Source organism: Acidisoma sp. S159 (assembly GCF_009766125.1).
In the GTDB taxonomy this organism is placed as follows: Bacteria; Pseudomonadota; Alphaproteobacteria; order Acetobacterales; family Acetobacteraceae; genus Acidisoma.
Window position 1 is genome coordinate 1 of record NZ_LMUG01000063.1, and the last position, 12229, is coordinate 12229.

12 protein-coding genes are annotated in these 12229 nt (G+C 59.0%); 9 read left to right on the forward strand and 3 right to left on the reverse strand.

Annotated elements, in window-relative coordinates; genetic code table 11:
* Nucleotides 1–562: 562 nt before the first annotated feature.
* Complete coding sequence (locus GSQ92_RS22000; protein ID WP_159013971.1) at nucleotides 563–1546, forward strand: substrate-binding domain-containing protein; 984 nt, start codon at nucleotides 563–565, stop codon at nucleotides 1544–1546.
* 39 nt (nucleotides 1547–1585) lie between these two features.
* Nucleotides 1586–2467, forward strand: a complete 882-nt coding sequence (locus tag GSQ92_RS22005; protein ID WP_159013972.1) for an SMP-30/gluconolactonase/LRE family protein — start codon at nucleotides 1586–1588, stop codon at nucleotides 2465–2467.
* A gap of 37 nt (nucleotides 2468–2504) precedes the next feature.
* Here the strand turns inward: GSQ92_RS22005 and GSQ92_RS22010 are convergent, their stop codons facing one another.
* Together GSQ92_RS22010 and GSQ92_RS22015 are read right to left on the reverse strand one after the other, a co-directional pair.
* On the reverse strand, nucleotides 2505–3470 hold the full coding sequence (locus GSQ92_RS22010; RefSeq protein WP_216856896.1) for an ABC transporter permease: 966 nt from the start codon (nucleotides 3468–3470) through the stop codon (nucleotides 2505–2507).
* Nucleotides 3471–3635: 165 nt separating this feature from the next.
* Nucleotides 3636–4229 (reverse strand): hypothetical protein, encoded by a 594-nt coding sequence (locus tag GSQ92_RS22015; protein ID WP_216856897.1) that lies wholly within the window; start codon nucleotides 4227–4229, stop codon nucleotides 3636–3638.
* On the opposite strand from GSQ92_RS22015, the gene GSQ92_RS30375 reads away from it, so the two are divergent.
* Nucleotides 4206–4451: a hypothetical protein gene (locus GSQ92_RS30375; RefSeq protein WP_216856898.1), complete on the forward strand. Its 246-nt coding sequence runs from the start codon at nucleotides 4206–4208 to the stop codon at nucleotides 4449–4451. The genes GSQ92_RS22015 and GSQ92_RS30375 overlap by 24 nt on opposite strands.
* Nucleotides 4452–4558: 107 nt before the next feature.
* Here GSQ92_RS30375 and GSQ92_RS22020 read toward each other — a convergent pair whose 3' ends face one another.
* Nucleotides 4559–5431 (reverse strand): phytanoyl-CoA dioxygenase family protein, encoded by an 873-nt coding sequence (locus GSQ92_RS22020; protein ID WP_159013974.1) that lies wholly within the window; start codon nucleotides 5429–5431, stop codon nucleotides 4559–4561.
* Between the two features lie 313 nt (nucleotides 5432–5744).
* Between GSQ92_RS22020 and GSQ92_RS22025 the strand changes: the two genes are divergently transcribed.
* From GSQ92_RS22025 to GSQ92_RS22050, 6 genes are all read left to right on the forward strand, one after another.
* Nucleotides 5745–6728 (forward strand): LacI family DNA-binding transcriptional regulator, encoded by a 984-nt coding sequence (locus GSQ92_RS22025; RefSeq protein WP_159013975.1) that lies wholly within the window; start codon nucleotides 5745–5747, stop codon nucleotides 6726–6728.
* Nucleotides 6729–6978: 250 nt separating this feature from the next.
* On the forward strand, nucleotides 6979–8178 hold the full coding sequence (locus tag GSQ92_RS22030) for a substrate-binding domain-containing protein (protein ID WP_159013976.1): 1200 nt from the start codon (nucleotides 6979–6981) through the stop codon (nucleotides 8176–8178).
* 16 nt (nucleotides 8179–8194) lie between these two features.
* On the forward strand, nucleotides 8195–9157 hold the full coding sequence (locus tag GSQ92_RS22035) for an ABC transporter permease (protein ID WP_159013977.1): 963 nt from the start codon (nucleotides 8195–8197) through the stop codon (nucleotides 9155–9157).
* Nucleotides 9154–10719 (forward strand): sugar ABC transporter ATP-binding protein, encoded by a 1566-nt coding sequence (locus tag GSQ92_RS22040; RefSeq protein WP_256367119.1) that lies wholly within the window; start codon nucleotides 9154–9156, stop codon nucleotides 10717–10719. The genes GSQ92_RS22035 and GSQ92_RS22040 overlap by 4 nt, the downstream gene beginning before the upstream one ends.
* Nucleotides 10719–11678: an ABC transporter permease gene (locus tag GSQ92_RS22045; RefSeq protein WP_216856899.1), complete on the forward strand. Its 960-nt coding sequence runs from the start codon at nucleotides 10719–10721 to the stop codon at nucleotides 11676–11678. The genes GSQ92_RS22040 and GSQ92_RS22045 overlap by 1 nt, the downstream gene beginning before the upstream one ends.
* A 189-nt stretch (nucleotides 11679–11867) precedes the next feature.
* Nucleotides 11868–12229: transposase (locus tag GSQ92_RS22050; RefSeq protein WP_174247830.1), on the forward strand; the 362-nt coding region annotated here is incomplete at its 3' end.

Consider the following 12229-nt stretch of genomic DNA (forward strand, 5'->3'; position numbering starts at 1 on the left):
ACGATACGATAATAACAGCTGCTGCTTCTAGGAGGCGTCGAGTTCGCCGCTGCCGTGTCGAAGATAACGCGTTGTCCGCAGTTCGCACGGAAGGTCCTCAAGATAAGCTCTTTGATGCAACAGCCTCATGGGGCGCCTCCAGCAATCCGAGTGCCTCATAATCCTTGAGGTCTACTTGCACGAGAAGGTCGGCGACTGAGGCCTTTTCGGTATCTCCTTTTCCAACCGGATCTCCGGCTTGGTTTTATCGCGCGCTCATCCATGAGGGCAGGTGCGGGCCTCAAGGCGGTGCTTTGTCGCTGCCGCTAATTGCGGACTGGCTTCTCAGCAAGCGCTCTATGCGAGCGATGCTGTTCGTTGCCGGGAGTTGATCGGATCAATACACAATGCACGCAGCGATAAGATCAGTAGGCGCATCTTGACCTTCCAAATTGTTACCGCTAGCATTCCTGGTAACGTCAGACAAATATTTGGGCACAGCATCCACAGGAAGGCGCTAGGCAAAAAATCAACGGCTGCCCATTGGATGCCAGCCGGCGTAATACTAAAAAAGGAGGATAAAATGTCCCATAACTGGACCAAGATAGTCCCGCGAGTTGTTCCGGGCATCGCGCTACTGTTGGGGATCATGGCCAACTCCCCGGCCTTCGCGCAGAAAGGCAAGATCGTCTATATCACTGATGGCCTCGACTTGCCATTCTGGCGCTATGTAGGTGTGGGCGTCTCCGATGTGGCGAAGACGAATAACTTCGGCTACGCCGCGCTGGACTCGCACCACGACGCGCAAACTCAAATGCAGAACACGCAGGATGCCCTCGCCAAAGATACGGCCGGGATTGTTCTGTCGCCAACGGATTCGACGAGTGCTCCCAGCGTGCTCAACCTTGCCGCTCGCGATGGCGTTCCCGTCGCTTTCGGCGGTATTGGGACGACATCTGGAACCTATGCCAGCCTAGTGACTTCGGAAGATGACAAGGGTGCGCATGGCGTAGGGGCCGAACTAGCGAAGGCTCTCGCGGCGCACGGCTGGCCGCACGCCGAAGTCGGCATCGTCCAGATCTCCCAAGCTCGGGCCAATGGCAGGATGCGCACCGCCGGATTTGTGAGAGCGATGGAGGAGTCAGGAAATAATGTCGTCGCTCGTAATGAAATGCGGACGTACAGCGTTGATGAGACCTATCATTTTGTCCAAGACATGCTGACAGCGCATCCAAACATGCACGCGGTCTTTATTGAAACCGACCAGCCGGCTCTCGGCGCGCTGCGCGCCATCTCGACCTTGAAGCGAACCGATGATGTGCTGGTCGCTGCCTTCGACGGAATTCCCGATTTCATCGGCATGTTGAAATCTGGAAAGATCGTCGTCACCGGCATGCAGCAACCCTATCTGATGGGCAAGTACGCGGCCGAGCAGGTTGTCAATATTCTGGACAAGAAGCCGGTAACGCACGAAATCGTCTTGCCCATTCTAATCGTGACAAAAGACAATATCGACAGCCTGCTGCCCACGATCAAGCAAACCGTGTTTGCTAACGAGGTCAAATAGCTGCACGTAAAGCGCTTAAGGACGGTTTGAGGGCGTCACATGAAAAAGCCGATCAAGATTCTTGCCGAAGGACTTGGCCATCCGGAAGGTCCTTACCCTTTGCCGGATGGCCGCGTGGTCTTCGCCAATACCTATAAGAGCGAGATTGGCGTCTGGGACCCCAAAAGAGGTACAGGGCAATTCGCCTTCATGGGGGGAGGGCCAAATGCGTGCATGCTAGGTAGTGACGGCTTCGTGTATTGCACGAATACGCCGACGGCGGGGAAGTGGGTTGCCCCAGAGAAGCGGCCGCCATCGATTCAACGTGCGTCGTTCGATGGGAAGGCCGAGATCGTCGCGACATCGGCCGACGGGATTCAGTTCAACGCACCGAACGACCTGACCTTTGGTCCTGACGGACGACTCTATTTCACGGACTCGGGCGACTTCGACATGGAGACCAAGCCCCACCCTGGCTATATTTGCGTAATTGAGACGGACGGAGCCGCGCACATTCTGGAGGAGCTTGAACCCGTTTATCCCAACGGCATTGTTGCCGAACCAGACGGCTCAATCATTTGGGTGGAATCTTATACAAGGCGCGTCATTCGACGGCGAGCCAATGGTGTGAAGTCCCATATCCACACGCTTCCCGAGAATCACGTGCCGGATGGACTCAAAATCGACGAGAATGGCAATCTCTGGATAACGTCATTCAGCTCGGGAGGGGTGGATATCATCGATCGTGCCGGGAGCCCGATTGATTTTCTCGAAACGGGCGGCGTACCCCTGAACTGCGCCTTTTCCGGAACCGATCTGTTGGTATGCGATTTCGGCACAACGATACTTGAGAATGCGACCCCCATGGGCGGCCGTCTGTTGTCGGTCGATGTGGGTGTTGCCGGAATGCCCCTCTATAAGGGAAGAATAGACGCAAAATAAAGAACAGCTTGCCGGGCAAGGAGTCGTCAAGCGCGATTCACCGCCGGGCTTGAGTGCTCACTAGACGCTCGATGAGAACCGCGGCGATGATGATCGTTCCGATCGCGGAGCCTTGCCAGAAAGGCGACACGCCAAGAAGATTGAGCCCATTATGGATCATGACCAAGATGGAGACGCCAATGAGTGTTCCTATGATTGAGCCACGTCCACCGTAAAGACTCGCGCCGCCGATGACGACCGCGGCAATGGCGTCGAGTTCCAGGGAGGTTCCGGCGAGGGGATCGATAGAGGTAATCTGCGCGGCGCTTATCACCGCCGCGACGGCGGAAAGCGCACCGGCTATGACGTACGGCGCCATAGTGTAGACAAAGACATTCAGCCCGGCTGTGCGGGCCGCCTCCCGGTTAGAGCCGACGGCGTAGATTGTACGCCCACCCTTTGTGTAAGTCAGATAGAGCCAGGCAAGAATGTAGAGTCCGGCGAGGACAAAGACATCCACGGGAATGCCAAGCACAGAGAGATATATCGCGTTGCTGAAATCCGCCGGCACGTCGGAGATGGCGGTTGCGCCTGAGAAAATATAGGCGAGGCTTCGCCCGATCGCCATGACGCCAAGTGTGACGACGAAGGATGCAAGGCCAAAACGCGCAATCAAAAAGCCTGAGAACGCGCCGATCGCTGAGCCCGCCGCAATCGCGATCAGGATGGAAAGTAGAAGGCCGAAGTGAGGAATGGCAAGGCCGAAAAGGATTCCGCTCACCCCGAGGATCGACCCGACCGAAAGGTCGATGCCTCCCGTTAATATGACGAACGTCATGCCGATCGCGACGATCCCGACGACGACCGATTGGTCGAGCAGATTCATGACGTTGTGGGTTTTGAGAAAATACGGCGAAGTCAGCGCTAGAGCGGTCGCTAGAGCAATGGCGAGCAACAGCATTCTGATCTCAAGGCGTTGCGCGAAACGACGCAAATGGAGCGGGCGTTCAACCAGCGCTGTCACGGCTTTGGCTCCCGGTGGATCATAAGGCGGCCTTACAACTCGATCGTGGTTGTGGGAAAAATCTGCTTGCGACTCATAAGCGCCGCGGCGCTCGGCAGCGACCGCATGCTTCTAGATCCAAAGGCGTTGTCGGCATCTGGCCTTACAGACAAGAGGCAAAGAGACCTAGTTCGATCCTATTTCACTTCGCCACAGGTTTCGGATCATGTCACGCAATTGGAGCGATTCCTCCCACCGATCGGACAATTCGTAGCCGTCAGATCCGGTCATGGCGTATTCAGGAGGGCCAAGTTCGCAAAGGAACGTGAGTTTGGCGTCGTCGCTGGCGCGCCCCATCCATGATCGCAAACCGTAGCGCCACCACGTCACGAAGAGCTCGGTCCATTCGCGGTGGTGGGGAAAACTGATCTGAACCTGGATTTGCTCACGGCTGGCCACCCTGCCATGGATCGCCCAGGAATTGTCCAGAATGCGATGAATGAGCGAATGATTTTCCTCCGAGATTGGCCACTCGAACTCACGGCCAACGACGTAGTGGGACAAATCCGCTGTGAGACGAAGCTTGGGGAAGCGACCCAAAAGATGCAGCGTGAAGAGGAGATCCGTCGTCATCCTATTGCGATGGGTCTCAATGTTCAGCGCTATTCCATATTGATCCGCCAGTTCGGTCCAACCCTCAAGAAGTGGGATGCATCCGCTCAGTTCATAGGGCCGCACATCTGGTTGCAAGTTCACATGATCAGCGCCGAACTCGCGCACGAGATCGAGGACCGGCACCAAATCGTCAACTGTTCGCGGATAACACTGCGCTTGCCAGCTCTTTCCGTGCCGGCCGAGAAACCCAGTCACCTGCTGAACGTAGGACCGCTCAAGGAAGCGAACGCCCGCACCGTCAAATCCGGCTTCGATGATCTTCTCGAGTTTCTCGTCCAGCGCCCATTCCGCTCCATCCGGGCGCCTTCGTTCCATCGCCCAAAGTGATTGATAGACCAGTAGTTCTTGCACCGTCGCTTCTCCTGCGCCGCATATAGGCGGCCGCGCCAACCGACGGCGCGTGCGACTTCACCGACGGCATGATGTCCCGCCAGTTAGGCGGCCGACTTGCGTCCGAAATGGCGTTTCGCCGCGGAAAGCTGCATCTCGTAGATGCCGCTATGCTGAGGGGGCTGAGGCAGAGGAATTCTGACCGGAACCGACGTCAAACGAGGCTCGATCGTCGATTCACCGGAGACCAGTCTGGCATCGTAGGCTGCCAGGTCTGGCGGAACATAGAAGAGCGGCCATGCATCCGCGGCCGCGAATTCGTAAAGGAGCAAAGTACGTGGCTTGTCCGACAGGTTCTCGGCCGAGCCGTGCACGGTTCGGACGTGATGAAAGCTCATCGACCCGGCCTTGCCGACGCAGGGTACGGCCTTCGGCATATCAACAAAGGCGGGATCCATGGCGCCAGCGAAGACGCCTTCCGAATGATGGTCGAAGACGGGGCCCTTATGCGAGCCGGGCACCATATACATTGCGCCGTTTTCGACCGTGCAATCCTCCAGCATGACGCCTACCGCGAGCAGATCGTCATTTGTATGAGGATAAAAGGCCCAGTCTTGATGCCATTCCACGGGTGACCCACCCGATGGCGACTTCATATTGATCTTGGAGCCGTGGAGACGAACGCTCTGCGTGCCCAGCAGTTGCTGAAGAATCTCAACCAGCCGCGGGGTGCGCGCTAAATCCATGACAAACGGCATGTGGACGTGTGGTGTCTTGATCCGCCGGACACGAGGGGATTCCGCTGAATGGTCAGGCTCAAGGTCGTAGACATCCGTGTGCGAGGTTATGTCCCGCGCGCCGTCGATCTTTTCGGCAATGAGGCTGCGAGCGTGCTGAAGCTGATCGGGCGTCAGCACGTCGGCGACGACGATGAAGCCTTGTTCGCGATATGTCGCGATATCTTGCTCGTCGAGCATCGGTTGCCTCCCAGCATATTAACCGTTAAGCCATGTTAGCGCTGCCATTTGTGTCGGTCAAGCATTTTAGATGATGCCTCACATCTCCTCGGCGTCAACGGAAGCAGACTGACAGGCCAAGTTTTCGCCACCCGCCGCCAATATCGCTACTGACCAGCCAAGACGGCTGCGCGAGACACGCTTGGTGGCGGCAGTATCATCTTCTGATAGCGTATTTTTCCGCGTAGACTTTCCAGGCGCCCAGAGACTTGAGGTGAAAATGGTAGCCTGGCCTTCATTGCGCGGCGGTCGAGGATCGCCCCAGCGTGTACGCATGGATGACGTCGCCAAGCGTGCGGGCGTCTCCGCTCAAACAGTCTCGCGGGTAATCGGCCGCCCGGAAATGGTTTCCGCTGAAACCAGAGAGTTGGTGGAGCAAGCCATTCGTGAGCTGAACTACATCCCGAATGGCGCTGCTCGGCATCTTGCCTCAAGTCGCAGCCGCTCCGTCGTCGCTATTATCCCGACCCTGGCAACGTCCGTCTATGCTGACGAGGTGAGCCAGATAATGGCAGTGCTTGAAAGTCAGAATTTTACCACACTGCTGGGAAACAGTGAGCACTCCATTGAGAGGGAGGAGCATCTCATCTCGTCCTTTCTTGAAAGGCAACCAGACGCTTTCATCCTGACGGGGCTCTCTCATTCCCGCCGCACCCATAGCTTGCTTCTGGCGAGCGGTGTTCCTGTTGTCGAGACTTGGGAAACTGACGGCGTTTCGCTCGATATGTCGGTCGGCTTCTCGAACATCGATGCGGGCCGCTCGCTTGCCGAGTATCTCGTCGAAAAGGGCTATCGCAGTTTCGGATTTGTGGGAGGTGACTTCAGAGTTGATCACCGTGCTCGCCAGCGCCTTGCGGGGTTTGCGGGTGGACTGAAAGACATGGGCGTTAGGGCGCCTATTGTGGTCGAGGTGGCCGTGCCGGCAACGTCGGAGGACGGTATAGCGGGTTTCGATCGGCTATTGGCGCAAGTGCCTCGTAGGGACGCAATCTTTTTCAGCGCGGATGGGCTGGCTATCCCAGCGCTGCTGGATTGCCAGCGAAGAGGGATCAAAGTCCCCGATGACATTGCTATCTGTGGTTTTGGTGATTATGACCTCGCGACGATCGTCAATCCCCAGCTCACCACGGTGCGAGTTGAGGCAGCGGCGATGGGTACAATGGCAGCCCAACTCATTCTTCGCCGCCTTAAGGGTGAGCCGCTGGTCAAAGAAAAGGTCGACGTCGGATTTAAGGTGATGGCGCGGGAAAGCGCGTGATCGCAGTTTCTCTATAGTCGATGTCCATGGCGAAATAGTTTGCAGCCCGGTAAATGACAGCGCTAACATCCGCAAGCTCGATGTCCAGAGCGGTTTGACGGCAGGGGAAAGGTGCAAAGTGCGTTAGTCGATAGACCTCGGCTGGCCTTCGTTCGCTGTCGCCAAGTGTCCGTTGTTCAGACAGGTCTGATGGTGAAGTCCAGATAACATCCGTCGGCCGTTAACGAGCGGCACAAAGGGAGGAAACACAATGAAGGTTAAGCTGCGCCGGAGCGGCTGGTTGTTTGCCATGCTTGCCTCAGTCCTCCTATCGGTCCCAATACCAGCACCAGTTCACGCCGCCGAAAATCCGGAACACGAGGCTGCGTTGCAGCCAATACCGAAGGACCAGCATAAATACTACGATGGCTACTGGTATTTTGCCACAGTCGGAGCGAACCCCTATCAGAATTGGACGCCGCCCAAGGGCCCCGTAAAATTCTGCTACAATGACTCGTACCAGGGCAACAACTGGCGCGCCGCGGCGCTGGCCGAATACCAGAAGCTCGTTGCTCAATATGCAAAGTCGGGCGTGGCGAAGCCCGGCCTGATCGTCACGAACTCCAACAACAACATTGATGTTCAGCTCTCTCAGCTTAACAACTTGGTACGTCAGGGCTGCAACGTTGTGCTTACCATTCCCTCCTCCCCTGTGGGCCTGTGCGCCGGCGTGCATGATGCGCGCGAGAAGGGCGTTCTAGTCATCGCGGTTGAATCTCCCACCAAGTGCGAGGACGCCATCAATATCGACTTCAATGAATATTACGGCGGCCTACAGACTGCCCGCTGGCTTGTTAACGCGCTCGGTGGCAAGGGCAATGTGGTTGTCGTGGACGGTGTTCCGGGACTCTCGGCCACTGTGGCTCGGCGCGAGGCAGCGCTGAGCGTGTTTCGCCAATATCCTGGCATCAAGGTGGTCGGCACGGTGATCGGAATGTGGACCCCCTCGATTGCTAAGTCCGCAATGGTGCAGTTCCTAGCCACTCACCCGCAGCGCATCGACGGAGTGTGGGACAGTGGATTGACAGGGGTCGCAGCGGCACAAGCGCTTGCACAGTCGGGCCGCGCGCCAGCAAAGATCAACGGTCTGCCAGGTGATTGTAGTTTCATCGCCTACTGGAAACAAAACAATCTGCACAGCTTTTCGTTGTCGCAGGGCGCGGCGCCGGCGATCTACGAGGGATTCTTGGTGGCGGCTCGTATGCTGAACGGCCAGAGGCCAGTGGTGAACACAATCCTGTATCCACTGCCGGAGATCACCGACGCCAACCTGGATCAATGGTACAAGCCGAGTATGACTGTGCAAAGCACTTGCTTTGCCGATCCCCCGGATGGACGCGCAGTTGCTGACAGCTTCTTCGACCCCTTGTTTGTGGGTGGCAAGAAGTTAACAGCGGATCTTCAACCCTGATTCCGCGATCCACGTCATGATCTCTCGACGGCTGGGCGAAGGAGGCAACTACGCTTTCCTCGCCCTGCTCGTGATCGGCATCTTCGCCGGCACGGCGGTGGCGATTCCCGGCTACTTCTCTCTGACCAGCATCCGCTCGCTGTTGCTACTCGCAAGCTTGCTCGGCGTCGCCGCGGTCGGACAGACACTGACCATAGTTCTTGGCGGGCTCGATTTATCGATTCCGGCGGTGATCGGGTTCGCCGATGTGACCCTCACGCAACTCTACGGGGATGGCTGGCCAATCGGCTGCGTCATTTTGACGGTGCTTGCGGCCGCTTTGTTGATCGGCGCCACAAATGGATTCGTCGCCCGAAGCCTGCATGTGCATCCGCTGATCGTGACGCTTGCGACGGGCGCGATCCTGCTCGGCTCCATCTTGGCTGTTACGCATGGCCAAGCGAGCGGATCGGTGCCCGATTGGCTTACCGGGATCGTATCGGTGGTGGGCAAAACTGGCCCGATCCCGCTGCCAGGTGTTGTAGTTGGCTGGCTAATACTGACTACCGTGGTGATGATCCTGGAACGAAGGTCGGTGTTCGGACGATGGCTGTTTGCGATCGGCGCCAACCCTTCGGCCGCCCGCCTCGCTCGTTTGCCAGCGCGGACAGTTTGGGTGGTCACTTACGCTATCAGCGCGGGCTTCGCGGCGGTGGCGGGCATGCTACTCGCTGGGTTCAGCGGCGCCTCGGACGCCAATGTCGGAGATCCATATTTGTTCATGACCGCCGCTGCCGTCGTGGTAGGCGGGACACCCATGACTGGCGGGCGAGGCGGCTACGGGCGAACTGTTGCAGGTTGTCTGATCATCACCGAACTGACCACGCTCCTGATCGGCCTGGGGCTCGATCAGCCGGGTCAGGAAATCTTCCTGGGGGCTCTCATCGTCCTGCTGGTCGCTCTGTATGGACGACAGACGCATGTGAGAATGCGCATATGACGCAGGCGGGCCACAGAGGGGCCTCGCTTCTTTCCGCCGGCTCCCGGCCCCAAACAGCGCCCCTTTTGGCGGTGCGTGGGTTCGGCCGCAGCTTCGGCCCCACGGTCGCACTAGCCGACTGTTCGTTCGAGTTGGCGGTGGGAGAGATCCACGCGCTGGTCGGCGAGAACGGCTCGGGCAAAAGCACGCTGATCAAGCTGCTGAGCGGTGTCCTCAGTCCGGACAGCGGCGAATTGCGATGGGCTGGGGCACCTGTCCGGTTCGCTGATCCGCGCGCCGCCCGCCGTGCCGGCATCATCACCTGCTTTCAAGAGACGTTGGTTGTCGACGAGTTGAGTGTGCGCGACAATATCGTGCTCGGCCAGGACGGCGTCGTTCGGCGTCGGCGCGGCGCGGCGGCCGAAGGAGCCGTGGCACGGGACGCGCTGGCGGAGCTGGGCGTTGCCCTCAACCTCGACGAGCCGGTTGGCAAATTAAAACTCGCTGAGCGACAGTTGGTGACGATCGCGCGGGCGCTCGCATGTCCATGGCAATTGCTGATACTTGATGAGTCGACATCGGCGCTGGATGTCGTGGAACGCGACCATCTGTTCGAGGTCCTGTTCCGCTACCGCGCATTGGGGCGCAGCGTGCTGTTCGTGTCGCATCGAATGGACGAGATCGCGCGTATCGCCGATCGTGCGACGGTGCTTCGTTCCGGGCGTAGCGTGGCCACGCTCGATGCCGCCGAGTCGAACGCCGGGCGGTTGCTCGAATTGATGTCTTCACGCGAGGAGGCCCGCGCCGCGGTTGGCCGTGCGCCGGCCAGGATCTCCCATGCCGGCAAAACTCTGATGCGGGCCGAGCATGTGATACTGCGGCCACGGGCGACAGCGGTCGAGCTGAGCCTTGCAGCCGGCGAGATCCTTGGGCTTGCGGGGCTGGAAGGTCATGGCCAGGAGCTGTTCCTGGCCTGTGTCGCGGGACTTGCACAGCCAAATGCTGGAGTGATCAGCGCCGGCGTCGCTGTGATCCGCACGCCGTCAGACGCTGCCCGCGCCGGTGTCGCCTTTCTGCCCCGGGACCGCAAGCGAGATGGCATCTTTGCCCCGCTCTCGGTGGCGGACAATCTCGCAATCGCGACGCTTCGACGTTTCGCTCGTGCCGGGATGCTCAGCCAATCCCGCCTACGTGGCGCTGCCGAAGCGGCGATCGCTCGCTTGCGAATCAAGACCGCTGGCCAAGGTGCCGCAATCGCGACGCTAAGCGGCGGCAACCAGCAAAAGGTGTTATTGGGCCGGCTGCTGTTGACCTCGCCGCGTGTGCTGGCACTCAACGACCCAATGCGCGGGGTGGATCACGGCGCTAAGCAGGACCTGTACATCCAATTGCGCGCATTGGCGGAGGAGGGGATGGGCGTGTTGTTGCTTTCAAGCGAGCTGCCCGAACTGTGCCTGCTGTGTGACCGCGTGGCTGTGTTTCGCGAGCAAAGCGTGGTGGCACTCATCCCGCAAACCGCGCTCTCGGAACGCCGGCTCATCGCAGCGATGTTCGGCCACAATGGCGAAGGTGAGTCGCTGTGATGATGGCCCTCAGACAGCGCACTTACGCTGTTCCCATCCTCGTGGCGGTCCTGGCCCTGGTCTTGCTCAACGCCGCATTCGACCATGCATTTGTGAGCTTCAACAACTGGGCTTCCATTCTCGCCGCGGCGACCCCGTTCATGCTTACTGCAATGGCGCAGACGGCCCCGGTACTGGCGGGTAATGGTGGCATCGACCTTTCCGTCGGACCGTTGGCCGGATTAACCAACGCCGTGCTGGTCGCGGTGCTGGTCCCTGCGGGGTTGGACGGCCCGCTGCCCATGCTGGCCGCGACCCTGGCGATAGGGGGGCTGTCCGGGCTACTCAACGGGACGCTGGTCTGCATCGTGCGGGTGCAGCCGATCATCGCGACTTTGGGTACGTTCCTGATATACGAGGGCCTGACGCTTGAAGTTCTGCCCACCGCCGGCGGCTCGGCACCGGCATGGCTGCGCGCATTTGCTGATAGGGTGGGCGGGGTGCCCGGCCCGTTGCTGCTATATCTTGTGCTGGCGGCTGCCTGGCTCGGGCTGTGCGCTACAGCGTATCGGCGCAACCTGTTGGCGGTCGGCGGCGATGAGCGGGCCGCCTTTACTGCCGGAGTTAATGTAACCGCGGTGCGTATTGGTGCCTATGTTATTGCCGGTGTCCTCGCGGCTGTCGCCGGTTTGGCATTCACATCCGTCCTGGGGTCCGCCGATCCATCTGTGGGCGTCCCATATACACTAACCTCGGTGGCAGGCGTTGCGCTTGGAGGGCTGTCGCTGGCGGGTGGGCGCGGCGGTATGCTGGGTGCAACGGCAGGCGGCGCTCTGTTGTTCTTGGTGCAGAACCTGCTGACGCTGGCACAGGTCTCAATCTTCTATCTGCAGATCGTGACCGGGCTCATCCTGCTTGCGGCGCTTGCGATGAATGCATTCATCGAACGGAGGCGGCTGCGGACCCTGCAAGCCACCTGACGGCTGCTGCGTTTAAAAGCTCATTCCGAATGACCTCAACTGCAGACGCTCAACCATCCGCATGCTCGAAGACGGTCAAGCTGAGGAGGCGGCTTCCGGCGCCGTTGACGCTTTCGGCGCCTCCCAAGTCCTCTAGCAGCCTGTCGGATTGGGGTACCCAAGTTTTTTGATCCTGGGTAGAATTGGTTCATGGCGAATTTCATCGCATTCAATCGCGACCAAGCGTTTCTTCTGCCGCCTGACATGAAGGCGTGGCTGCCGGAGGACGACCTGGCGCATTTTGTGGTTGCGGCGGTTGAGCGGGTGCCGGTCGGGGCATTCGAAGTCCCTGCTCGGGCCGGAGGCAAGCCGCAATACTATCCACGGCTAATGTTGGCTCTGCTGGTCTACAGCTATGCAAACGGTATTTTCTCGTCTCGTCGGATCGAGCGGGCGACGTATCGTGACATCGGGGTGCGTTTTATTGCGGCCAATTTACATCCCGACCACGATACCATCGCGGTGTTCCGGCGATTGAACAAGGCGGCCGTCGAGGCGGCGTTCTTGCAAGT